A 23,275-nucleotide genomic window follows, 5' to 3' on the forward strand; every position below is an offset into this window, starting at 1 on the left:
AGGCCGGCATTGTGCTGATACACTGTGCGGCAAAGAGGCGGGCAGTGCAGGATCAGGTCAGGCGAGTTTTAATTGCGCCCGCATGTGCTGAATGGCGGATTTGGCCTGCTGAAAATAGGCGTCTTGCGGGTTGGCCTGTAATACGAAATTCACCTTTCCCAACAGGCTGGCAAGGTACCGCATTACACCATTGTGTCCGTGCGGGAGGTAGGTTTGATCTGCGGTTTGGGTTAAATGGGACTGCACGCCGTATTTCTGGCAGAAGTAAATCTCTTTTCTTAACGCTTTGCGGTACTGGACTGGCGCCTGCACTTTTTCATTGACAACCAGGCCGGTCACCACCTGTTGCTGGTGCCGGGTGGAGAGCCTGGTTTTCTTCAGGTTAAGGCTAAACCCCATGGCCTGCAAAAAATTCTGCACCTTGTTTTTAACCGCGCGGGCATCCAGGTCGCCGGAAAACACCATGTCGTCACAATAGCGGGTGTAGGTAATACCGCGTTCGCTGCACCAGCGCCCCATATGGTCGTCAAACGGTTTCAGCACCAGGTTGGATATGTCCGCAGAGGTCGGTGCGCCCTGTGGCAGATAGTCGCGATAACAGCACAGGTGTGTGAGCAGTGTTCTGACCGAGGGCGGAAAGTAGACATAAGGAAAGGCCTGGCTATAAACCATCGGGAACGTGATGGTACCGAAAAAATCCTCAATATCCAGCCTGAGCACCTGCGGTTGCCTGAGGTGGGGCGTTGCATTGGCAAAGACATTGGCTTTGGGATGGTAGGCTGTGGCATGTGGGGAGACAGGCATTTCCGCCAGAACATGGTGCAGGATGTTTTTCTGTACCTGCTTGAGCAAAGGGTCAGGTACCAGCAGGTGGCGCGCAGAGCCATCACGCTTGGGAATGACGGCACGGGCATAGTGCTTGCCGATGTGCCTGCTGAGCGCATACAGGCAGGCAATCTGTTTTTCACCCGTCCATGCTGTGTTGCCAAACAGCCTGAAAGACAGCAACAGTTCCTTGCAGTGCTCAGCGGTGCAGTACTTCCATAAATCGTTGTCTGGCACTTTGGCTCCTATCACACGGACCGTGAAAAACCCTGGAGAAAAAGGGCAGAGGCAATACGCTAAAGTGATTCCATCATATGTGGAGGTGTACCGAAAAGCCGAAGGCTATGCGCACATGCAATGTGCAGCGGTACATTGGAGCATATGATGGTCTGAGTTTTCCAGGTAACCATTTACCGGCAACGACTCGCTGCCGGCCCAGATGAGGTTGACTCATCCGGATAAGCTATTGCCTCTGCGGCAGATTATATGCAAGAGCACCTGAACAATCAAACCGCCGGTACGCCGAGGGTGTGTTAATGCACTCCTGCATGGATTCGTAAAAAACGCGGGCACGCAAAGCAGGGCGGGAACGATGCGGTAACATCACATCCGGCATACTCAGGCAGATGGGTGCAAAAACAGGCGTTTAATTACCGTGACATTGTAGAATGCAACAAAGCCGGGCCATAGGGTCAAATTACCCTGCGCCAGGCGGTTGATGTGCTGTGTACCGGGCCATGCCAATGCCGGTACACATACCGGTATCGCGTATGGGGCAGAGCCGGTGAATCGTCAGAAACGCGTTGTTGAACCATTTAGAGTGTAGGGGCGGGATTTCTTTTGGGTATATATCTGAAGCATCGTTTGGTGGCCGTGCTGTTGTGGGCATCTGTGCTGATGGGCATGATTGGTATTGTCTGGGCTTGCGGCGGCGGGGGCTGGCCGCCCCAGACGCTTAGCAACAGGGACTGGACACTGCGCGCAGCGCCTTACAACAGCCTGTCTTATGAATTAAAACAGATTGGACAACTGACAGCGGAAGACCTGCCACTGAGAAGCGAAGTCGTGCAGCGCCCGGATGTCAGCGCTGAGCAAAAGCAGCAGATTTTACAGATGCGCCAGGCGGCTGATGGCGACCAGGCGTATCAGCTAGGCGCTGGGTTGCCCGAGGATGTTCGGCTGTATACAGCCGCGGCAGTGGATTATCACCTTTATACATCGGGGAATGCAGGTTACCTGGCCTGGGAGCGGGCGCGCAAAAGGTTTGAAGCTGTGCTGGCGTTGAATCCGCAAGAGGCGCAACTGCGCGCAGCCTGGGCGGCTTTCATGCTGGGCCGCATGTATCTGCGGCAAATCACCATGCCGCAGGCACAGCCGATAGGTGCTTCATTACAGACTTACCAGCAGGCACAAAGTACAAAAGCGCAGCAGTATTTTCAGCTCACGCGCGAACTGGTGCGCTCAGGCGCCAATGATGCAGAAGGGCTGGCGGTAACCAGCCTGGGGGAAGAGGCCAGGGCACACATCTGGTATTGCAGCTGGCCTGAAATATACAGTAGCTCTTTTGAAACACCTCCAACAACCGGGTGCTCTGACTCATTGCAGGCAGAGGATTTCCGGCAGGCCTTCTCTTTGTATGCCAGGCAGGTACTGGCGCATGATCAGGGCAGCAGTGATGGAGATGGCGGTGGCTACACGTCATTGATATTCGTTTCAGGGTTTGTGTATCACCATCCGCAGTTGTTTGCACATCTGTTAAACGACCCTGTGGCAAGGCGTGTGCTGGTGACTGACGGCATGCGGCGCACAATCGACCGCAGGGATGGCTCCTATCCGCAGGAGGCCGATGCATTTCGGGACGGGTATCTGAGCACGCTGGCAGATGCGATGGCTGCCTTGCCCGATACCGGGCCTCATGAAGATGCGGACCGGTTGGCGGCTTTGGCTTACCGCACCGGCCGCTACGATCTGGCGGCTAGGTTTGTGCAGATATCCGATTCGCCGCTGGCTGCCTGGGTGGGCGCCAAGCTGGCCTTGCAAAAAGGCGACCTGAATGCCGCAGCAGATGCCTATGCACTGGCGTTGCAGTCATTTGCGCAAAACGATTTACCTACCCCCAGCATTGCCCCCGGCAATGAAGCGCTTGTGTATGCCGAGTCCGGTGTGCTGGCGCTGGCACGCAGTGACTATATGCAGGCCATGCAGCTTTTATGGACAGCATACCAAAGAAATGCTGAATTGGAGGCAGACAATCCGGATGCGTGGTATTTCAATCGGGACAGTGACAGAAAGTTTTTTTACTATGGGGATGCCACTTATCTGGCCGAGCGTATCCTGACCACCGATGAACTCAAACTGTTTGTAGATACGCATGTGCCTGCAACAGCCGGTGTCGAACTAACGAGCGGCGCATGTGCCTATCGGCCTGCCAGCGGCAATGACTGCCTGCGCTGGCTGCTGGCCAGAAGGCTGATGCGCGATGCCCGTTATGACGAGGCCGCTTCCTATTTTCCGGCGTTATATGCCAACATGTCTGGCGAGCATGTAAACCTGCCCGCGCAGGCGCAGGGCTATGCTCAGGCGTTGAGTGACAGCGGGCGTTTCTGGCAGACGGATATCACAAAGGCGCAGCATCTGTTCAACGCGGCCATGCTTTTGCGGCTGTATGGCAAAGAGCTCATCGGCTACCAGGGGCATCTGGGTAATGACAATTGGGCAGGGGTACACAAGGGGCCCCCCATTTCGTATATGCGTCAGACTTTTGCCGCTTCTGACTGGGAGGGGGCGGACGAGCTTGCCCGCTACAACGCAACCGTTTCGCAGCCTGAAAAGCGCTGGTATTACCGCTATGTGGCCATTGGTCTGGTGGAACAGGCGGCAGGCAAGGTGCCGGCCCGCTCGCAGGCCTTTGCCGCCATGCTGTGCCATGCAACCGGCTGGGGAGATGACGAGAGCAAAAAACGCCTGTATGCACGCTATGTGCGTGAGGGGGCGATGGTGGACTGGGGATTTAACCCCGACTATTGCCCTGAGCCAGACTTTGACAAAGCCCGCCGTGATTACTGGCAACTGACCTATCAGGCGCAGGTCCGCCGGTTTGGTGCGCCTTGGGTATGGGGCGTGGCAGGGGCGTGTTTGCTTGCCTGTTTGTTATTGCCTGTGTGGGCCGGCATCCGTTACAGGAGAAAGCGCGCAGAACCCAAAGCGGGCAACAGCGGTTGATCTGGTTTTAACAATGTATTCCGTAATTTTTTCAGCCGGGTGGCCGCATGCATAAAACAAGATGGAGGCATGGCGTATTGGGCTTTGCCATGCTGTTGCTGGCCTTGCTGGGCACAGCGTGCAGGCAGGAACCTGTGCAGATGGTGCACGAGGCCTATATCTGGCAGCGCCTGTGGAATACCGCTGTGGTGAATGCCGTGCACCAGGCCACCCCGGCAATTGGGCAATGGCGTGTTTTGGCCGCCCAGGCCCATTCCGAACGTGGCCTTTATCAGGTAGCGCCTGACTGGGCCGCTTTAACGGCCAGCGGTAAAAGCGTGGTGGCCGTGGTGCGTATTGACGGGCACCTTGGCATGGCAGATGCAACCCTGTGGGCCGGGCAGATTGCTGATGTGTGGCAAACATGGCGCAGCGCAAGCCCTTTGGTGGTGGGGCTGGAAATTGACTATGACTGTGGCACGCAGCGCCTGGGCGAATATACGCAATTCCTGCGCCTGCTCAGGTCCAAACTGCCGCCTGATGCCACACTGTCCATCACCGCATTGCCTGACTGGTTGAACGCTGCCGATCTTGTGGAACTGCTGTCTGCGGTTGATACCTCCGTTTTGCAGGTGCATGCCGTGTCCAGCCTGCAACAGGGCCTGTTTAATGCCGATGATGCATTGAAGTGGGTGCAGGCTTATTCGCTGCAAACACCACACCCGTTTATGGTGGCGTTGCCGAACTACGGCTCGCGCGTCACTTGGGATGAAAAAGACAACGTTGTTGCCGTCACCAGTGAAGCGCCTTCACACGTGCTGTCACAACATGCCCGCGAACTGCTGGTGGAGCCGCAGCAGATGGCCGAATTTATCGCCACCCTGCAAAGCAAGGCGGTGCCGCATCTCAAAGGCATTGTCTGGTTCCGGCTGCCGACGGCGCAGGACAGGCGGGCCTGGAGCCTGAACACCTGGCTGGCCGTGGTCCGAGGTGACGCTTTGCAGACAGACGTTCATGCTTTCCTTTTGCCTTCGCAGGAGCAACCGGGGCTGTACCGGGTGATGCTTGAAAACAAAGGTGAGGTGGATGCACCGCTGCCATTGAAAGTGTTACTGCCAGCAGAGTGCCTTTATGCAGATGGTTTGACCGGCTACAGCCTGGCATCTGAAACCGGTGCCATGCCGCTGGTGCGGCAACACCCCGGTATGCTGCGTGCGCAACAAACGCGGGAAATAGGCTGGGCCCGCTGCTCAGGGGTAAGCGGTTTACAACTGGGTGTTGAAAAATAGCGCATGCAGCCTGCCGTGCAGCAATTCACGTGTGAAAGAAATATACCAAAGGGTGATCACTTCGTGGAAGAAGCGGCTGTTTCCTGATTTTTAGAATGCTGCCTGACAGGTGCGTGCAGCATTCCACAATAATATGGGTGCGGTTTTTACGGGTTTGCGTGTTTCACGTCATACACAACCGTTGGCAGTAGCCAAAAACCACCCGGCTGGCCTTTGCACATGCCGGTGGAGGCCATTTGCGTGGCAACCAACTGCTTGCCGTTCCACGAGTGGGTTTCCACATACCAACAGTCGCCGATGCCACGCCCTTTTTGGCCTACAAAGATTTGCCCGTTTTCATAGCCTGTTGCCATGCTGGTAATGAGTTGGGCAGAATTCAAATCGCGGTCAATCAGCCAGAAAGCATCGCCGGTATTGTAGGCGGCAGACCAGCAGGAACGTGATAACAAAGCGTGCTGGTCATTCAGGGGGTAAATATCCAAGGTCTGCGCCTGGTCTTCCCGGAGAAAACATTCTTCTGCATAAGTGTCCTGGGTTAAGGCAATGAGTTTTTCCTGCTGGTTCAGGTAGTATTGCTTTAATGTTTCATCTTCATCACGTGTGGGCGGGATGAGCAGTTCAGGCACGGGCCGGGGCTGAAGTACGCCAGTTTCCGGTTTGCTGCCTGGCCGGATCATGGCACCTGTGGTGCCAACCCGATTCTGGAATTCATCCATTTTCAAGAAAACAGCGCTCATGCCCTGACCGGAGAGTATGCCCTGTTCATTGCCATCTGAAAACACTATGGGCTGATCGGTTCTGGCTGCATTGAGCAACGCCTGCACCTGTGCTGCACTGAGGGCAGTCGGGGCGCTCTGGTAATCAATGGTGCCGTGGCTTTTGTTGCCAATTTGGAATTGAATTGTCAGGGGCAGTATGTTTTCATCATCAAAGTCGCGCACATATAACTCACCACTGACCGCCTGGTTGGCACCGGCTGCACGGGTCAGCAAAACTGAGATGCCCAGATCGCCCTCTTCACCAAAAGCCTCATAACCGGCAGCACGGCAGGTGCCGGTGTTGTCGCACGCCAGCTCCCAGTCATGATGCGAAAAAGCAATGCCCTGTATTGGCTGCGCATGCACGGCTGCTGCAAATATATTGAAAATGGCCGCAGTAAAAATCAGGCCGATGTGTTTGATGGTTGTGAGCAATGGTTGATTCATGTTGCAGATTTGTCGCTTGTCAGTCCATTTGAATGTAAAAGGCCAGTATGCATACTGTGGTGCCGTAATGCCGCATTCTAGCCAGCACTGGGTCGTAAAGGGAAAAACACTGAATTTGATCGGAAATACGACTGAACCGGCCCTACGGTTTCATAAGGCGGTTGTGCAGACGGCTATATACATACAGCAGCGGTACTGCGGGAATTGGGAAAATAATGCAACCCGTATGCGGTATTGTTAGGCGTTCTTTTTCCTGAACATACCCAGTGTGCCAATGACAAGCCCTGCGATTGCGGGCAGCACCCACTGCATCGAAACGCCTGCAAACGGCAGCCAGTTGATCGATGCCGGATAGACCTGCGACAACAGACTGACCAGCACGGTCACACCAATGGCAAGCTGGAAGCACAGGTCAGGAATGCCTTTGAACAGCCGGTCAATAAAAATCAGGGCAATCATCACGATGGTAATCGGGTAGATCACCCGCAGCACGGGGATGGAGCCCTGGATCACCTGGCTGAGCCCCTGGTTGGCCAGCACAAAACTGATCAGCGTGAAAATGATGGCATAGGTCTTATAGGAGTGTTTTGGCCACAGCTCATAAAAGTAACTGCTGACCGATACGATCAGCCCGATGGCTGTGGTCAGGCAGGCCAGAGTCACCACAATGGCCAGCAGCAGTTTTCCGCCACTGCCATAGGTTGCGGCGGCCACCTGGGTCAGAATATAGGTGCCATAGTGCTGCTTGCTGGCAGCCAGCGCTGCCTGTTCCTGCCCGCTGATGGGGTAATGGTTGCCAATCCAGCCCAGAGCCAGGTAAATCAGCGCCAGAAAGCCACCTGCAATCAGCGCGGCTTTGAACGCGTTGCTGAATACTTCCTTGTGTGTGTTTAAGCCGGTGGCACGCACGGCTTTCAGTACGATGATGCTGAATGCCACCGCCGCGATGGTATCCATGGTTTCGTAGCCATCCAGAAAGCCGTTCATGAACGGTGCATTGGCGTTGAAGTCGCTGGCAATGTTGGTAACCGGCTCATCCAGTACAAAAAATGCTTTGACGACCAGCGCAATGATGGATAAGAGCAGCAGGGGGGTTAACACTTTTCCCACCACATCGACAATGCGGTTGGGTTTAACGCTCAGCGCAAACACAAGCAGAAAATAAAGCGAGCTGAATATCAGCAAGGGCGGCTTGAAGCCGCCAATGCGCCAGTCCATTAAAGCGGGGTCTAAAAAGCTGGCCGCTCCCATTTCAAATGCCGTGGCCGCTGTTCGCGGAATGGCGAAAAAAGGCCCGATGGTCAGATAGATGGTGACCATGAACAAAACGGCAAAAACCGGATGCACACGCCTGGCTTCGCTGTTAAAGCCGTGCTCAGAAAACAGGCCGGCCACCACCCCGATCAGCGGCAGGCCGACGCCCGTCATGATAAAGCCCAGAATCATCCAGTGAAAAGTATCTCCGCTTCTCCAGCCCAGGCTGGGTGGGAAAATCAGGTTACCAGCCCCGAAAAACAGGGCAAACAGCATAAATCCGATGGCAATGGTTTTTTTATTCATGACAGACTGTAAAACGTAACTGCACATTCTTGCGATGGGCCGCAGGAAGCACGCCCTAAAAAGCGGGCTGAAGTGTACCTGATAGTGCGGATACGCAAAATGTTCAGTCTGGAAGGATAACGGATGTTGCCCAATAAGGGGCCCGGCGGCTGCTAAAGATGCTGAAACTACTGAGGTACCATCAGGGCTGCCAGCAGTAACTGAATTTTTTCGTGTAGTGCGGCAGGTGGCCTGTGCCGGTTTTTGGCGTGCCTGGGCGAATAGAGACAATGGCGGCCTGACAAAAATTGGCCGCACCAGGGAAATGCGCGATCCCGGTGCTGTCAATAAGATAAAGGTGGTATTTTTTTGATTTGACGAATCCCCGATGATGAGGTCGTATCAAGCGCCAGGCCACATGAGGTTGTTTGATGCGACAGCTGTAAGTCTAATCAAAAAATGCAGAGGAGATCTTTATGGGAAAGTCCAATTCAATTGAGCAGCAACAAAAATCCAACCAGGCATTTCAGGAATACGTTAACAGTATGAATAACGAGATGAATAAGCATCTGGCAGAGGCAAAAAGCGCCATAGATGCCCTGATTACCAACCACTACAAGCCTTACCCTGACAAAGCAGAGTTGATTGTCGGTGAATACAGCCATTTGGCAACGGTGAGTGAATGGTCGTTAGGCTCGGTCAACAAGATCCTTGATGCATGCCGCAATGCCATTTTTGGGGCACAGGCGCCCGACGGCACCCAAAAAGGGACTGATGATAAAAAGGTGGATGCCTCCATTGCGGAGCTGAAAAGCCGCGAGCTTTTGATTGCCAATGCCGCATTTGATGTGGTGCAAAGCACACTGAGTACGATAGGCAGCAGCTCCAGCACATCCATTACCACCAAGACAGACGCCAAAGCCATTGCGCCTGGCATGATGCTTTTTATCTGTGTGATGGAAAATTCCTACAACCGGAAAGATTTTTTTGCCGGTGAAACCATCGTGCAAAATATGTTTGTGTTTCGTGTCTATTACTCCATTAAAGAGGGGGAAAGCGTATCCAAGCTCAGTGATTTGCAGGCGTATGAAAACCAGAAAGCGGCATTTCGCTCACTGCTCAAGCAAAACGATGAGAAGGTGGCCTCGCTGGACGTTACCAGCGACAATTTCATGACCGACTTGCAAAAGCTCACGGCTATTTCTGAAACTTTGAACAAAAGGCTGGTGGCAATTAATGAGAAAATTGCGCAACTGTCCTCCTCAAACATGCTCAGGGCCGGCAGGAGTGATGCCCTGGTTCATGATACAGAGGGTGACGCCATCGTACAGCGTATCACCAGTAAACGTGATGCTGCGCTTGCCAGTTACCGAAGGTCTCTTTGATCCGGCTGCTGAGTCAAACTGGGAGCTTCAGTGATGCACACAAAAAAGCATTTGACCTGGCGGGAAAAGCAGATACTGTGTTTGATGATGAAAGGCATGCGCTGTAAACAGATTGCCGATGCTTTGGGCGTTAAGGAACTGACTGTGCGCAAGCAGCGTGCCGGTCTGATGTTCAAGTTCAGTGCCCACAATGGCATGCAGTTGCTGCAGTTGGCTGAAAATTTGAATTTGCTTAAGGGGATCAAACCCATGGTGCAAAAAAAATTTATTTGCTGACACCGCGGGAAAAAGAGGTGGCCCTGTTGATTGCCAAGGGTAAGTTCAGCAAGGAGATTGCTAAAACACTTTCGATCAGCATGCATACGGTGTATAAACACCGCGAGAATATTTACCGCAAGATGGGTATCCGGTCTGCATGTGAACTGACCGTATGTCTGCTGGTGAACAAAGGAGAAATCATATGCCGATAGATAAAGGTGCGGCAACACAAGGAGAACTGGGTACAAACTGCACAATCTGTCTGGAAGGCGGTTGCGACGCCAAGCTGGAAGATTGCGGGCATGTATTCCACTGGACATGCCTTGTGGGGCTGATGCAGGCACCGCCCCCGACAAACAGCCTGTGCCCGAACTGCCGGACACGCATCCGTAACTGGTTTAACCTCAGAGGCGGGCACTGGTGGGATGATCCCTACTGAGTGCGTGAGCGGTAACGTGCATGATAAAAACCACCTGATTATTCAGGTGGTTTTTTGGTTTGATGCGTGTGGTAAAACACGTTTGCTGATGCGGCATACGGATATGCCTAGGGAAAAAACACCTGACAGGTACTGCTCATGACCGGTATATGCGGCGGCTGTAAATGCATGTCTGTGTTCAAAATATCAGATTTTGTGCCCAACCAGCGTTGCAACCAGATGTTTGGTCTGGCGGTCGATCTCATCAATGTGTTTGAGTTTTTGCTCCAGGCTTTTAATCAGGCAGGTGTAGATGGTGATTCTCAAATGGGTATTTGAAATCTTATCCTTGTCTTTCAGCCTTTTGGCGCGCCGCTCTTCTTTGCGCAGCATGGTTTTCACTTCCGCGATCTGTGCCGGTATATCTTCCAGCGGGTTGGATTTGGCGTCCGGGTGTTTGTTGGTGTCCTGGCGTTTGCAAAAACTTTTTTTCAACCGGCAGGCAATTTCAGTATTGACGGAGTGGTCGCTTTCAAAAGCGGCGTCCTGCAGTTGGATCGCCAGATCAATCGGGATATCGAACCGCAGTTGCACACGTTCAATGGTGGGTTTTTTCAACGAAGACAGCACTTTTTTGGCAGGAGCTGAAGGCGGCGTGCCTGTGCGAGTGCCCGCGCTGGCGCCAGTACCAGCGTTGCTGGAAGGGGTATGCGTCTCATCTGTTGAGTACTCAAATAGCAGTTCTTCAAAGAAGGAGTCATCATGGTCGGACATAAGAATTTTCATTTCCCTTTGTCAAAAGATGCATAAAAAATGCATTGATACGTTTAAGGAGTTTGTCCGCGAAAAAAAGTTCAGCCCCAATATGCACCACAATGGTGAATTAGTAGACATATCGAAGGAAAAATACAATAAATTAAATTGTATTTTGGGCATAATGAAGCGATCATGATGGAGTCAGGGGGCCTATGTCGGTAACAATTGAGATCAAAAGCGCAGGGCTGTTTAAAAAGAAAGTGACGTTTGCAGAGCTGCCAAAGCTGTTGGGTGCAGATATGAAGGTGGGAATCAAAAACCACGCCAACGTATTTGAAGAAACCGATGGGCAGGAGGGCAGTTACTTTACAGTTTATCGGCCGGCGCGTATTGGCCGGGGCTTTGGTGTGGAGTTGAAAAATGGCGGGCGCACGGTGTCGCTTTACCTGAATGACCCGTCTACCGATGGTGACATCAGCGACTACTATGATGCGGTGTTTCGGATTGCCCGGTTTTTAAAGGCCAAACATTACTATAACCAGGACCATGAGGGGCATTCGTTTCTCAGTAAGCTGGCCGATGAGAAAGAGCAGAAAATCGCGTCGACCCGGAGCTTTTTGAAAGGCATTTTCGGTAAGTTCGACAACATGACCATCTTTGGGGCTATCAATCCCATTGACCTGCAAGAGCAGATGATCATGCAGATCAGAACAGCAGCTACCGATGAAGAGGCGATGCGCATCTATGCGGATTACCTTGACCAAAAGCAGCGCCAGGACTACTACTATGCCAAGGCCACGCTGTATCGTAAAGGCGATCAGGATGCAGTGCTGGGAGTATATACACTGACAGAAGGTGCGTTGTCGGTGTTTCCGGTCCAACCCGTGACCGATGCGAACCAGACAGGGAATGTGGAAGTGAGCGAGTGGCGGCTGGCACTGGTAGGAGAAGTGAACGGCAGCCTGGGCATGATGGGGTGGGTCGGCTTTGACCAGGGCATTGCCTATTTGCAGAAGCTGCCGCATGAGGTGTACGACAAAAGCCATATCATGGTGCAGCTTTCGCATCAGCAGATTCAGGAGCTGCTGGCCCAAGGCGCAGTTCAGTAACTCGCCCCGTGTGCAGGCAGATGGCTGCTGTCTGGTGTAATGTTGGCAACTGGCGTTGAGCTAGTGACGGAGAAAACCGGGCAGTGTTGTTAAGACATGCCTGCATCATGCAGATGGATGCTGATCCGATCTGACAAATGAAAAAACCGGGGATAACCCGGCTTTGTGGTGATGAACTGGACGCTGTATTAATCGTGTATATGGCGCAGTGCGGTGGTCTCATCAGGTTCAAGGTGGATGAACAGGCGGTAAAAGCCGATCAGCAGCAGGATATTGGCAAAGACAACACATGCCTGAATGAGCGCGCCAAACTTGGTGGCAAATACGCCAAGGGCCACCAGACCGATAAAAATCTGTTCGGGTGTAATGATGCTCATAATGGCAATGACGACACCGATGATGGTGATCCAGACGCCGATATTGAGTACAATGCCAACCGTGATCAGCATCAACCCCGGTGCAGGCATATCCAGGCGCTCACGCAGCCGCGTTGTCCGCAAAAACACGATTGTAATGATGATGGCCGCAACAATCGGGATCAAAGAGGCAAGCTCGCTGTCCCAGTATGGCATGCCGAGCGCACGGCGTAAACTGTCCCATGGCAGGTTGTCAATAAACTGAACCAGCAGGATAAGCAGTCCAAGAAAAATCCGTTTCATATTTGTTACCTCGTCAAAATAGGGTGGTCAGCGCAGCAGTTTGGGTTTGCCGTGGGCATTCAGGTTGCGGTCACGCAGCGAGATCAAAATGGCCACCAGCAGGACCAGTGAGCCGAATGCGCCGCAGATGGTCAGCAGGTGCTGAAGCGCTGCAAAGATCGGGCTTTTGCTTTGATACGACAGCATTTCCAGCCAACCGGTGGTGCCAATCAGGTACGCGCCGATGCAGCCCATTAGCAGTTGTGTTCGCCGTGCAACGTGTTGCACATGGTCCCACAGTTGTGTCAGGAAGATAAACAGCCAGGCCGGAATCAGGGCCAGCACCACGGCAAAAATCTCGTTTCTCATGGGGAAAATTTTGCCTGTCAGCCAGTAGTCAAGCCGGCTGAGAAATGCCACATCATCAACCAGCTTAGGCAAAGCAAACAGCACCGATATGGTGATGGCCAGCGCAAACAGCACGGCGATTTTGCTTGTCATCGGCAGGGCCGGTATTTTGACTTTGCCTTTGCGGCCAGGTGTGTCCGCTCGTGCTTCAGGCGCAATGTACTTGTCGTAGATAACGCCGCATTTCGGGCACTCATAATCGGGTGCCGTATCAGCACGCTTACGTTCGTAGCGGCATTTGGGGCACACTTTGCCTTTGGGTCTGGAGGCAGTGGGGTTTTTCTCCTTTGTGCTGTTGCCGTGGGCCAAAACTGCTGCTGCAGCAGGTGCCGCCGCAGCCGAAGACGGTTTTCTGGCTGCAGAGCGGGTAGCGGTGGCGTCATCCGCCAGCGGTTTACGGGCAGCGTGGCTGGCTGCGGGCACTGAAAGCGGCGCTCGTGCAGCGGGTGCAGGTGCGGCGACTTCCTGGTGCAGCGGTTCCAGCGACAGTGCACCGGTGGCAGGTGTTGCAGCCACAGGGGATGAGACCGGCCCGGGAGCAGGTGTTGTGCTGTTTTCCAGCGGCTCCAGTGAGAGTTCATAAAACTCGCCACAGCGCGGGCACTCATAGGCCGGGGCCGTATCTGAGGGCTGGCGGATATAGTTGCAATGGCGGCACAACGTTATGGACATTGTGGGCTCTCCTTAAAGTGAAGGGTCGACAAATGAATAGCGTCTCAATAACTTGTGTTCAAGCTTGATTGGGCTAGGGCGTGTGAATACAAAATACAGGAAGTGCGCTGCACATCAGACATAGACAGATGCGCGAAGCAGCCCAGATGAATAGTGGTGCTATTCATTGCAGGGTGTGACAAAGCATACGCTATTGTCTGATGGCAGCCCGAAGGGAAAGATGCTCAGGCAGCGCCCAGCGGTGTTAGCCCTCGTTTGTGTAGATGAACTACACGGCACTCGGTTTGCCTTGCTGGTCATCTGCCTGTACATGTTTTCGCGCTCCTCTAGTTTTGTATTCACACGTCCTAGTGTAAAAGCCGTGTATCGATAAACGACCCAAAAAATGCAAGGTATAAATTATTGATGCGGTGGGTATCAATATGTTAAACGGTGTGTTGCCATACGCATACAAAGTGCTGCCGGCACGGTGGGTGCCGCTGTATACAATGCGCGGGCATGTGGCATAAATGTGATATAAACAGGGGGCGCGCGAAAAAATAAACAGTATCGGTGGCAATGAAGGGCCGTAAAATCGACCACCCGGCAGCGGTTGAGGGAAACCGCCCGACGCGCACTGAATTGATTGCACCATTAACAAAGCCACCCGCAGGTGGCTTTTGTTTGAGGGCATTGCATTGTGCCTGTTATGCGGCCGGCTGGTTTTCCTGATGTTGCTGTGCCACCCGAATGGCGGCAATTGCCTGAAACAGCGGGTCATCATTGTCTTCGTCAGACGTTTCCTGCTTTGTCATCTTGTTTTTCTTGGCGTACTGGTCGCATTTTTTCTGCAGGCGCTCCAGCGCAGGCAGCAGTTCTGCCCTGCCCAGCGTGCCGGCGGCTTCGATGCAGATGTCTAAGGCATCCAGGCTGCGCAGCGCTTTTTTCAGTGCGGGAATCACGCGCAGGTCTTTTGCCTGCGCCAGTGCGTAGATGGCTTCGGCCCTGACCATTTCGTCTTTGTCATTGAGCAGCTTGACCAGCGCATTGCGGATGGCCGGTGTATAGATGTCTGCAGACTCATCACCATGACAATGCACGGCAAACGCTGCCCAATCGCGAATAGATTTGTCTTTGTCGCGCAGCAGTTTGAGCAGCAGGGCTTGCGTTTCGGGGTGCCTGATATTCATCAGCGCAAATATGGCTGAAAAGCGCAGGTCAAATTCCGGGGACTGCACGGCGTGGCTGATCGCGTCGAGCAGTTCCTGGGTGTACTGCGGTTTTTTGCCAAAATCAAAGTGCCCCAGGGCCGAGAGGGCACCGCTGCGCACCAGGGCTGCGCGGTCATTGAGCGCCATGTCTGTTAAGCAGGCCAGCGTTTTTTTCCTGAGCGCAGGGGTCGGCAGCTTGATCTGGCCCAGTATGTAGGCGCTGATATCACGCTGCCGCTTTTTACCCTGGCTGGCTTCCAGTGCAAATTCAACGGCTTCTTTGCCGCCCCTGGTCTGCAGTTCTGCTGCGGCTGCGTAGAGCTCGTCTTCGTCAAATTCGCGCGAATCGAGCGCAATGCGGTTGACCTCATCCATCAACTGGGTAACCGTACACTGGCTGAAGTATCTGCGCATGTAGTCATTGCGGTGCATGCGTAACTGTTCTTTGGATAGGGCTTTAGGCATGTGGGAGTCTCCTTTGAGCGCTCATTTTAGGGCGTTTTGCCATTTTGCAGACAATAAGTCGCATCATACATAAAGTAAGGCCAGTGCGCCATGGGCATTACCGGCAGGGTGGTTTCTGGCGACAGGCAGGCCACCGCGCTGTTGACCAGCGGCGGGTGCCTAAAAAAAGCCTGTGCTGCTTTTTACAGCATGGTTTGCAAAAAGGTGCGGGTCCGTTCGTGCGTGGGGTTGGCGAAAAAAGCCCTGGCCTCACCACCTTCGATGATTTTGCCCTGGTCCATAAAGTAAACGGCATCGGCCACCTCACGCGCAAAAGCCATTTCGTGCGTGACAATGACCATGGTCATGTTTTCTTCGGCCAGCCTCTGGATCGTGCGCAGCACTTCGCCGGTGAGCTCGGGGTCCAGCGCCGAGGTTGGCTCGTCAAACAGCATGATGTCCGGGTCCATCGCCAGGGCGCGGGCTATGGCTACCCGCTGTTTCTGCCCGCCGGATAGCTGTGAGGGGTAGCTGTCCTGCTTGGCCAGCAGCCCGACCTTCTCCAGCAGCTCCTGTGCTTTGGGCACAATGGCTTCACGTTTCATGCCCTTGACCGTCATCGGTGCCTCGATGATGTTTTGCAGCACGGTCATGTGCGGAAACAGGTTGAACTGCTGAAACACCATGCCCATTTTGGCGCAGATGAGCCGTACCTGGGCATCGGGCGCATACACCGCGCGTGCACTGCCTGCCGGGGTGCTGACCAGCGTTTGCCCTTCAATTACAATCTGTCCGCGGTCAATCGTTTCCAGGTGGTTCAGGCAGCGCAGCAGCGTGCTTTTACCCGAGCCCGACGGCCCGATGATGGCGACCACTTCACCCTTGCTGATGCGCAGGTCAACGCCTTTAAGCACCTCAAGGTGACCGAAGCGCTTGGCAATATCGCTGGCGGTAATGAGCGCTTGCAGATCAGTCGTCGTAGACGGCATAGCGTTTCTCCAGTCGTTGGAAGAACCAGGTCAGCACCAGTGTCATGCACAGGTAAAAAACCGCCGCCACCAGGAACGGTGTGAAGTTGGCGTCGCGGTTGACAAAACCACGTGCCACGCGCAGCAGGTCGTTGATCGCCAGCGCGTAAATCAGCGAGGTGTCTTTCACCAGCGTGATGGTTTCATTGCTCAGCGGCGGCAGAATGCGTTTGATCATCTGCGGCAGCACAATGCGGCGCATGGTCTGGGCATAGGTAAAGCCCAGCGTCTGGGCGGCTTCGTACTGGCCTTTGTTCACGCCCAGAATGCCGCCACGGAAAATTTCGGCAAAATAGGCGGCGTAGTTCAGCGCAAAAGCCACCACGGCGGCTTCAAAATGCGGCAGCGTGATACCGATCACCGGCATCAGCGGCAATGCATAGCAGATGAACAGCATTTGCAGCAGCAGCGGCGTGCCGCGCATCAGCCAGATGTAAATGTTGACCGCATAGCTCAGCGCGCGGATTTTGGACAGGCGCATCAGCGCCAGCGCCAGGCCCAACGGAATGGACAGCACCAGCGTGATGCAAAACAGCTTGAGCGTGACAAGGGTACCTTGCCACAAAGGCCCGATGATTTGGAATATGTAGTCCATTTAAAAGCAGACAGTCATGCAAGAAAGTCGGTCAGCCATGCTTGCGCCAGCAATGCATTGACGCTGAAAAAGCTACAGGATCAGGTCTTCTTCTGATGAAGCCTTTGGCCTGCAGCTTTTTAATTACAGAACCGTCACATTCATTTAACGATATCAGCGCCAAACCATTGTTGGGCAATTTTGGCCGAGGTGCCGTCAGCCTTCATGGCATCCAGCGCTGCTTGCAGCTTGGCTTGCAGCTCGGTATCTTCCTTGCGCAGGCCCACGCCATATTCTTCAGTGCCGAAATTGTCTTCCAGCACGGTGTATTCACCAGGCTTTTGAGCCACGTAATAACGGCCCACCACTTCGTCCACCACCACGGCGTCCACGCGGCCAATGGCCAGATCCATCAGGGCGGTCACGTTATCGGCATATTTTTTCAGCTCGCCAATCGCATCGGCGGTTTCGGTGTCAGCTTCGACTGCGTCCACCGCGCTGCTGCCGTCCTGCACGCCAACCACCCGGCCGGTCAGGCCAGCCTTGTCGGTGATTTCAGAGCCGGCCTTGACGATGATGATCTGGTGGTTTTCCATGTAGGGATTGGAAAAGTTCATAACCTGTTTGCGCGTTTCGGTAATCGTCATGCCGTTCCACAGCAGGTCAACACGCTTGCCGGCCAGTTCGGCTTCCTTGGTGCTCCAGTCAATCGGTTTGAACTCAGCTTGCAAACCCATGCGTTTGGCGGCTTCGCGCGCCATGTCAATATCAAAGCCGACCAGTTCACCCCTGTCGTCACGGAACCCCATGGGCGGGAAATTGTCATCCAGCCCGATCACAATTTTGGCTGGTGCCGGAGCAGGAGCCGGGGCGGGTGCGCTCTGGCTGCTTTCGCTGCCTTTGTCACAGGCCGATAACAGCATGGCAGAGGCCGTGAGCAATCCTAAAACTAACTTTTTCATCATGATCAAATGGTCCTTCAAATGGTTCAATGGTTTTCAAAAAGCGGTTTCTGGACAACGCTCGCAAAAAGCACGTATTGTCGGCGAAACTCTTGATATTGCTGCACAATTTGCCTTCAACCTGCATGGGCAGACGGCCCTTAATACCGTTGTACCCGCAGGCGTCCCGCCTGCAATGCCAACGGCATAACTTCTCATTATATGAATACTGCGGGCCAAGGGTAAAAAAGCGGGCAAAAGGGGAATAAAACGCATAAACAATCCATTTAACCCCTGACGGCCGGTTGCGGCGTATAAGCATCACAGTCCCCTGCAATGTGCAGGGGCATACATCTGGTATATATCTGGTATACGTCTGGCATGAATCAGTTAAAAACCTGTTCAAGGTTTGCCAAAAGGCGAAGGCAATGAGAAGAATCACCGCGTTGCTGCTGGCACTGATCAGTGGTATTTCAGGTGAATTCAGATGAATATCAATCACAATGCCGGTGAATGGAAAAAAGCGGGAGGGTATGCCAAGTGGGGTGTCAAGTGAAAAAAGTATGGATCTGGATAGCGTTGCTGATGGCCGCCATACCTGCCTTGGCGCAGGATGCTGGCAGCAGAAATACGGCCAGCCTTGTTGAAGGGCACTGGGCCATGGCAGGTGAGTTAATCGGAATGCCGCAAGGGGAATCTTATCAACTGACGGATATTGCAGCCATGCGTTTTTCAGGCAGAATGCGCGGTGAATTCCTCTATGGCAACCAGGTGCGGTTTGAACCGGATCTGACGTTCAGAAGTTATTACGCCGCACCCTGTGGCAATGACTGTTTTCCTTCGACACAGGGAAGGTATGAAATGGTGGATGCCCGCCATATCCGGCTGCACTTGCTGCGCATGGAGCAGCACGGCATGTGCGGCAATTACAGTAAAACAGTGGATGTTGCTCTGGGCACCTATCGGGTGGAGGAAACGGGGGATGGGCTTCGCTTGCTCAGAGTGCCTGAATAAGCATAAGCCGCGGACTGGCGCAGCCTCCTTAAGCCGATCGGAAAGTCAGCAAAGAGGCCGCAGGGCATATGCACTGATAACAATGCATACCCCCAGGCCTTTGTCTACGCTGCTTCTTATCAGAACGAGAACCGCCACCCGGCATTAAGAGCCCATGGCTGCTTGAAGTTCCCCCCGCTGGAGCGCTCAAAGTCCACATAGACACTGTGCTGCTCATTCAAGCGGGCCGTCACCCCGGCACCATATACCCAGCGTGTGCCGCCAAAGCTGTCTGTGAGGAAACTGTTATTGGCGGTAAACCCGATGTCCCCGTCAAACTCCTTGATATAGGACACCTTGCCGTAGACATTAAACGGCGTGTTGCCGGATTTGACCTCATAGCCCGCCAGTGTGCCAATACGCCCCTGCGTTGTGGCGATGCTGTCCACATGCACCACCACCCCGTGCGAGCCGTAGAAGCTGCCGCTGCCCTGGTGGCTGTAGCTGAGCTGCAGTTGCGGTTCCAGGTAAAACCCTTCGCGGCTGGCCTGGTCAAAGTGGAAGCGTTTGCCCACCTCCAGCGATAAGCTGGCGCCATTGGTGCTGACATCGCTGCCGGTCACATAGCCCAGGCTGCTGTCAAGCTGGCTGTATTCGTTTTTCATCCACGAGTACTTGACCACCGCGTCCACATAAAAGCCGCCGTCTTCCACAAAGGTGGCATACAGGCCCAGGGTTTTGAGATCTACGTCACCATTGCCGGTGTTGCCATAGTCCAGGTCGCCCTTGCTGTAGCCGAACATGCCGCCGGTGTAAATGCTCCAGCCTTCAAGCTGATCCCATTGGTAATCAGCCCCGATCTGTATGCCCTGGTAGTCCATGTCAAAGCCACGGACGTAGCGTCTGGCGCCTGATTCAAACTTGCCGCCATAACCTCGTACCCACAGGCCCGCAGCACGCGGGTTGGCTCTGAGGTCGCCCAGGCGTTGCATCAGGGTGTGGTTTTCCATCATGGAAAGCAGGTATGCACCCGAGAAGGTGTTGACCTGGCCGGATACCGCATCTGATATCTCGCCGGTGGCGTACAGCTCCCAGCTTTGGGCCCAGGGGCTACCGGTGGTGTCTGCCTGACGCAGGCCGTAGCGCCAGGCGCCAATATCAACCGGCTCAACCAGGTAGAAGCTGCCGCCGGTATTGGCGGTATAAACCAGCGGCAGGGTTTCACTGCCGGTGGTGTTGGTGGCACCGCTGTTAACAACAAACAGGCCATGGGTGCCGGAAGTGGTGCCGCTGACTTCCAGCGTATCGGCCTGAGCGGCCAATAGGTCGGTTTTCATGACAAAGAAGCCGCCCAGGCCACCGGCCATCTGCCCGAGGTTGGTCACGCTCAAACGGGTGCCCAGGGGGGCTGCGGTATAGTCGACAAAGCCCTGGTGCAGGTTCAGCGTCGTGAGCGCAGAATCCTGGGTGATGTACCAGCGGGAGTTCAGGCCTTCCAGCGCCAGGGTATTGGTGGCATTGGTGGCAGAGGTCTGGGTATAGCCGGTAAAGAGCGAGGTGTCGCGCAGGGTGAGGTCGATGGTGCTGTTGTCATCGGCCACGATGGCCCCGCCACTGATGTTGAAGACGCCATCACCAGTGACCGCAGCGTTGTTGCCTGCGCCATTCTGTCCACTGGCATAGATGGGGTCGGAGGTTTTGGAAGCGTCAACCGAAATGGTGGCGCCATGCAGGTAGATATGCCCGCCGTCCAAAGCGGTGAGGCCATAGGCATTTTGTCCCTGGGCGCTGATGGCAGCGTTTGCCCCCAGTGATACCTGGCCGCCTTCGGCCTGTACCGCGTGCGAGGCGTCTCCTGTGGTGCTGACCGTGGCGCTGTTGCCGGCCGTGATGATGGAGGCATCACCCAGCGCGTAAAGCCCGGTGGATTGCGTGCCGGTGGTGGTGACGCTACTTCTTTCACCTATGGATGTATAACCGCCGCTGAGGGCAAATACGGCATGAGCGTCGCTGCCTGTGGCCGTTACCTGCAACTGATCGCCTGTGTTAACCTGTGCGCCGCTGCCATTGGCAACCAGGCCATACGCCTGTTGGCCAGCGGTGCTGACCATGTTGGCGTTGCCTAAATTGACGGTTGTATTGGGCTGGGCCCGTACGCCGTAGGAGCCATCGCCGGTGGTGTCAATGGTGACGCCGGTGCCGGTTTCAATGACGGCGGCATTGCTGTATGCATACAGCCCGGTAGATTGTGTGCCGCTGGTGATGACATCGCTTTCGTCACCAATGAAGACGTAACCGCTACTGGTGGCATAAACGCCTTCGCTCTGGTCGCCACTGGTGGTGATGGTGGCATCGTGCCCGACCCTGGTTTCGGAGCCGGCACCCGTGGCATAAAGAGCGATGGCCAGGTCACCGGAAATGGTGATGCTGGCATCTTCACCAATGGTCAGTTTGGCGCCTGAGCCGGCACCGCCGCCGTTGGCAGAAGCACCTGTTGCAGTCAGAACCGCACGGTCACCAATGGTCAGAACCGAGTTGGCCTCATTGGAATAAACGAGAGTGGCTTCGTCTCCGGTGGTGGAGAAGTAAGCATCATCGCCAATGATGATGGTACCGCCGCGGCGTGTCTGAGCGCCGCGCGAACGCAGGCCCGAACTTTCAAATACAAAAAAATCGCCCACATGAATTTCAGACGGGCCGCCGTCACCGTCGGACTGCATGCCGTAGGAAATCTGGCCCGATGTATTGATGGTGACGTGGTCGCCCAGTGTCACGATGGCGCCGCTGTGCGAGCTGACCCCCAGCGTGGAATTGCCGCTGGTCACAATTGTGGAGTCGTCATCCAATGTGACCTGTGAATTGCTTTGTGCATTGATGCCGTGGCCCGAGGTGCCGCTGGTGGTGATGAGGCTGTCTGCGCCCAGATTCACCACAGAACTGTTGAGGGCACTGATTGCGTAGCTGTTGTTACCGGTCGTGGTGACCGTTATTTTGCCCCCGCTGATGTTAGAGCTGGCAAGCGCTGTGATGCCGTACGAATATGTTCCCTGGGTGCTGATGCTGACATCTTCCCCCATGACCACAGTACCGCCGGACGCGTAAATACCAATGTTGTTGGTTGTGGTACTGCCCGCAAGGGTCTGGATTGTGCTGCCCGAACCAATTTCAATGCGGCTGCTACCACCGGCAAACACACCATAGTGCGCGCCATAACTGTCGCCTGAGCCATCATTGGTGATGCTCGCGCCAGACCCGATCACGATGCTGCTATAGTCCCAGGCCGCCTGAATGGTGCCGCTACCGGATGCATTGTTTCGCAAAATAGCGTTATTGCCCACTGTGACGTTTCCGCCCAGGTAAGAAACAATTGCCATGCCGCTTGCTGCTTTTAAGGCATAGACCTCGGCATCATCGCCCAGCAGAATGGTGCCCCCGTTGGCATAAACACCCACTGCCATTTTTGAGGCCGGGTCAGCCGAGTTGCTCACAACGACCTTGCTGCCGCTGAAATCAATGAGGCCGCCTGTGAAAGTGCGCAGGCCGTAGTTGCCACTTGCCGGGTCGGTGGCTTCACCCTGAACGATGACCGTGATGACCGTGCCGCTGCTGGCAGTGGCGGTTTGCCCGTTGTTCGCCGTCAGCGCGTTTGTATTGTCGTTTGTATTAGGCAGTGTGATGGTGGTATCTGTGGCAAAGCTCTGGTTGCCGCTTATCGGGCCGGTGATGCTGGCCTGCCCGTAAGCCGCGCCTGCGGCAAACAGGCCTAACGCAGCCAGGCAGGCCTTATGCACAAGGGCTTTGCGCCAGTGTGCAACATGTTTGTGGTGAGCAGACTTGGGGGAGGTATGGCGCACGGCTGTGCTGCTTTGAGCCTTGTGGTTTTTAGCCAGCTCGGATGCAACAACCAGTTGGTTCTGAGAGCGGCTCCATACGATGCGATAGGTCGTATTCATGATACTGCTTGCCCTGTAAAAATAGATGAAGGAACGAACTCTACGGTTCTTTATTTTTTAGAAAAGCAGTTAGTCTTTCCTAAGAAAATAGTACAGAGGTTTTGATTGATCAGGTATAAACAGAACAACATGCACACAGAAATGCGTGAAATAAGTCACGCTTTTTCGTTGTTTTTCTGTTGGCATACCTATTGACAGCAGCGGTTTGAACAAAACCAAATTCGGTATAACTTTCGGGTTTAAAAGGTATAACCCGTGGTTTTAGAAAAACCTGTCCGGCGCTGTTGGTGCCATACTGCACAGCGATACAGAATACGTGCCTGGGAATGTACCTGAGAAGAGTATGAGTATGTAAGGCGATAGATAAGGCAATAAGGCAGCCCAATGGCAAGAACACCGCTGCGGGGTTTAGGACATCATCATGGTGTCAGGCCCGGCTGGGTATGAGA

Annotated in this window: 20 protein-coding genes; 8 read left to right on the forward strand and 12 right to left on the reverse strand. The window is 54.3% G+C overall.

Annotated elements, in window-relative coordinates; genetic code table 11:
- Nucleotides 1–57: 57 nt before the first annotated feature.
- The gene (locus CUZ56_RS12560; protein ID WP_126980755.1) at nt 58–1,062 is read right to left on the reverse strand and encodes a reverse transcriptase family protein; all 1,005 of its coding nucleotides are present in this window, start codon (nt 1,060–1,062) and stop codon (nt 58–60) included.
- 630 nt (nt 1,063–1,692) lie between these two features.
- Here CUZ56_RS12560 and CUZ56_RS12565 point away from each other — a divergent pair.
- The gene (locus tag CUZ56_RS12565; RefSeq protein ID WP_148113758.1) at nt 1,693–4,047 is read left to right on the forward strand and encodes a hypothetical protein; all 2,355 of its coding nucleotides are present in this window, start codon (nt 1,693–1,695) and stop codon (nt 4,045–4,047) included.
- A gap of 47 nt (nt 4,048–4,094) precedes the next feature.
- Entirely contained in the window at nt 4,095–5,315 is a 1,221-nt protein-coding gene (locus CUZ56_RS12570; protein WP_126980757.1) for a DUF3142 domain-containing protein, read from the forward strand.
- Nucleotides 5,316–5,461: 146 nt separating this feature from the next.
- Here CUZ56_RS12570 and CUZ56_RS12575 read toward each other — a convergent pair whose 3' ends face one another.
- Entirely contained in the window at nt 5,462–6,520 is a 1,059-nt protein-coding gene (locus CUZ56_RS12575; protein ID WP_126980758.1) for a DUF1176 domain-containing protein, read from the reverse strand.
- Between the two features lie 237 nt (nt 6,521–6,757).
- The gene (brnQ, locus tag CUZ56_RS12580) at nt 6,758–8,080 is read right to left on the reverse strand and encodes a branched-chain amino acid transport system II carrier protein (protein WP_126980759.1); all 1,323 of its coding nucleotides are present in this window, start codon (nt 8,078–8,080) and stop codon (nt 6,758–6,760) included.
- A gap of 455 nt (nt 8,081–8,535) precedes the next feature.
- Between brnQ and CUZ56_RS12585 the strand changes: the two genes are divergently transcribed.
- From CUZ56_RS12585 to CUZ56_RS12600, 4 genes are read left to right on the forward strand one after another with little or no spacing between them, the layout of a single operon-like run.
- A complete protein-coding gene (locus CUZ56_RS12585) occupies nt 8,536–9,444 on the forward strand; it encodes a hypothetical protein (protein ID WP_126980760.1) in 909 nt (302 codons plus the stop codon).
- A 33-nt stretch (nt 9,445–9,477) separates the two neighbouring features.
- Complete coding sequence (locus CUZ56_RS12590) at nt 9,478–9,720, forward strand: response regulator transcription factor (protein WP_126980761.1); 243 nt, start codon at nt 9,478–9,480, stop codon at nt 9,718–9,720.
- 17 nt (nt 9,721–9,737) lie between these two features.
- Entirely contained in the window at nt 9,738–9,914 is a 177-nt protein-coding gene (locus CUZ56_RS16380; protein ID WP_369126763.1) for a response regulator transcription factor, read from the forward strand.
- Nucleotides 9,905–10,141, forward strand: a complete 237-nt coding sequence (locus CUZ56_RS12600; protein WP_162615351.1) for an RING finger domain-containing protein — start codon at nt 9,905–9,907, stop codon at nt 10,139–10,141. Before CUZ56_RS16380 ends, CUZ56_RS12600 begins: the two co-directional genes overlap by 10 nt.
- Nucleotides 10,142–10,327: 186 nt before the next feature.
- Here the strand turns inward: CUZ56_RS12600 and CUZ56_RS12605 are convergent, their stop codons facing one another.
- Entirely contained in the window at nt 10,328–10,894 is a 567-nt protein-coding gene (locus tag CUZ56_RS12605) for a hypothetical protein (RefSeq protein WP_126980763.1), read from the reverse strand.
- Nucleotides 10,895–11,088: 194 nt separating this feature from the next.
- Here CUZ56_RS12605 and CUZ56_RS12610 point away from each other — a divergent pair, with 194 nt between their 5' ends.
- Nucleotides 11,089–11,985: a DUF4299 family protein gene (locus CUZ56_RS12610; protein ID WP_126980764.1), complete on the forward strand. Its 897-nt coding sequence runs from the start codon at nt 11,089–11,091 to the stop codon at nt 11,983–11,985.
- A gap of 188 nt (nt 11,986–12,173) precedes the next feature.
- Here the strand turns inward: CUZ56_RS12610 and CUZ56_RS12615 are convergent, their stop codons facing one another.
- The 7 genes from CUZ56_RS12615 to CUZ56_RS15820 all read right to left on the reverse strand — a co-directional run bounded on the left by CUZ56_RS12615 (nt 12,174) and on the right by CUZ56_RS15820 (nt 18,382).
- Complete coding sequence (locus CUZ56_RS12615; RefSeq protein ID WP_126980765.1) at nt 12,174–12,644, reverse strand: hypothetical protein; 471 nt, start codon at nt 12,642–12,644, stop codon at nt 12,174–12,176.
- A 27-nt stretch (nt 12,645–12,671) separates the two neighbouring features.
- Nucleotides 12,672–13,703 carry a hypothetical protein gene (locus CUZ56_RS12620; RefSeq protein ID WP_126980766.1) on the reverse strand — a complete coding sequence of 344 codons (1,032 nt, stop codon included), beginning with the start codon at nt 13,701–13,703 and terminating at the stop codon, nt 12,672–12,674.
- 686 nt (nt 13,704–14,389) lie between these two features.
- Entirely contained in the window at nt 14,390–15,358 is a 969-nt protein-coding gene (locus CUZ56_RS12625; protein ID WP_126980767.1) for a HEAT repeat domain-containing protein, read from the reverse strand.
- Nucleotides 15,359–15,540: 182 nt separating this feature from the next.
- The gene (locus CUZ56_RS12630) at nt 15,541–16,326 is read right to left on the reverse strand and encodes an amino acid ABC transporter ATP-binding protein (protein WP_126980768.1); all 786 of its coding nucleotides are present in this window, start codon (nt 16,324–16,326) and stop codon (nt 15,541–15,543) included.
- Nucleotides 16,307–16,960 (reverse strand): amino acid ABC transporter permease, encoded by a 654-nt coding sequence (locus tag CUZ56_RS12635; RefSeq protein WP_126980769.1) that lies wholly within the window; start codon nt 16,958–16,960, stop codon nt 16,307–16,309. Before CUZ56_RS12635 ends, CUZ56_RS12630 begins: the two co-directional genes overlap by 20 nt.
- A 140-nt stretch (nt 16,961–17,100) precedes the next feature.
- Nucleotides 17,101–17,901 (reverse strand): amino acid ABC transporter substrate-binding protein, encoded by an 801-nt coding sequence (locus CUZ56_RS12640; protein WP_126980846.1) that lies wholly within the window; start codon nt 17,899–17,901, stop codon nt 17,101–17,103.
- Nucleotides 17,843–18,382, reverse strand: a complete 540-nt coding sequence (locus CUZ56_RS15820; protein ID WP_162615352.1) for a hypothetical protein — start codon at nt 18,380–18,382, stop codon at nt 17,843–17,845. The genes CUZ56_RS12640 and CUZ56_RS15820 overlap by 59 nt, the downstream gene beginning before the upstream one ends.
- Nucleotides 18,383–18,432: 50 nt before the next feature.
- On the opposite strand from CUZ56_RS15820, the gene CUZ56_RS12650 reads away from it, so the two are divergent.
- Nucleotides 18,433–18,894 (forward strand): hypothetical protein, encoded by a 462-nt coding sequence (locus tag CUZ56_RS12650; RefSeq protein WP_126980771.1) that lies wholly within the window; start codon nt 18,433–18,435, stop codon nt 18,892–18,894.
- Between the two features lie 119 nt (nt 18,895–19,013).
- Here CUZ56_RS12650 and CUZ56_RS12655 read toward each other — a convergent pair whose 3' ends face one another.
- The gene (locus CUZ56_RS12655) at nt 19,014–22,826 is read right to left on the reverse strand and encodes an autotransporter outer membrane beta-barrel domain-containing protein (RefSeq protein ID WP_126980772.1); all 3,813 of its coding nucleotides are present in this window, start codon (nt 22,824–22,826) and stop codon (nt 19,014–19,016) included.
- Nucleotides 22,827–23,275 lie beyond the last annotated feature (449 nt).

This window comes from Saezia sanguinis, from assembly GCF_003991585.1.
GTDB lineage: Bacteria > Pseudomonadota > Gammaproteobacteria > Burkholderiales > Burkholderiaceae_C > Saezia > Saezia sanguinis.

What these genes read in the sequence shown, in the direction of transcription:
- CUZ56_RS12570 (WP_126980757.1), top strand. Translation starts at nt 4,095, where the DNA reads ATGCATAAAACAAGATGGAGGCATGGCGTATTGGGCTTTGCCATGCTG.
- CUZ56_RS12575 (WP_126980758.1), bottom strand. Translation starts at nt 6,520, where the DNA reads ATGAATCAACCATTGCTCACAACCATCAAACACATCGGCCTGATTTTT.
- brnQ (WP_126980759.1), bottom strand. Translation starts at nt 8,080, where the DNA reads ATGAATAAAAAAACCATTGCCATCGGATTTATGCTGTTTGCCCTGTTT.
- CUZ56_RS12585 (WP_126980760.1), top strand. Translation starts at nt 8,536, where the DNA reads ATGGGAAAGTCCAATTCAATTGAGCAGCAACAAAAATCCAACCAGGCA.
- CUZ56_RS12590 (WP_126980761.1), top strand. Translation starts at nt 9,478, where the DNA reads ATGCACACAAAAAAGCATTTGACCTGGCGGGAAAAGCAGATACTGTGT.
- CUZ56_RS12600 (WP_162615351.1), top strand. Translation starts at nt 9,905, where the DNA reads ATGCCGATAGATAAAGGTGCGGCAACACAAGGAGAACTGGGTACAAAC.
- CUZ56_RS12605 (WP_126980763.1), bottom strand. Translation starts at nt 10,894, where the DNA reads ATGTCCGACCATGATGACTCCTTCTTTGAAGAACTGCTATTTGAGTAC.
- CUZ56_RS12610 (WP_126980764.1), top strand. Translation starts at nt 11,089, where the DNA reads ATGTCGGTAACAATTGAGATCAAAAGCGCAGGGCTGTTTAAAAAGAAA.
- CUZ56_RS12615 (WP_126980765.1), bottom strand. Translation starts at nt 12,644, where the DNA reads ATGAAACGGATTTTTCTTGGACTGCTTATCCTGCTGGTTCAGTTTATT.
- CUZ56_RS12620 (WP_126980766.1), bottom strand. Translation starts at nt 13,703, where the DNA reads ATGTCCATAACGTTGTGCCGCCATTGCAACTATATCCGCCAGCCCTCA.
- CUZ56_RS12625 (WP_126980767.1), bottom strand. Translation starts at nt 15,358, where the DNA reads ATGCCTAAAGCCCTATCCAAAGAACAGTTACGCATGCACCGCAATGAC.
- CUZ56_RS12630 (WP_126980768.1), bottom strand. Translation starts at nt 16,326, where the DNA reads ATGCCGTCTACGACGACTGATCTGCAAGCGCTCATTACCGCCAGCGAT.
- CUZ56_RS12635 (WP_126980769.1), bottom strand. Translation starts at nt 16,960, where the DNA reads ATGGACTACATATTCCAAATCATCGGGCCTTTGTGGCAAGGTACCCTT.
- CUZ56_RS12640 (WP_126980846.1), bottom strand. Translation starts at nt 17,901, where the DNA reads ATGAAAAAGTTAGTTTTAGGATTGCTCACGGCCTCTGCCATGCTGTTA.
- CUZ56_RS12655 (WP_126980772.1), bottom strand. Translation starts at nt 22,826, where the DNA reads ATGAATACGACCTATCGCATCGTATGGAGCCGCTCTCAGAACCAACTG.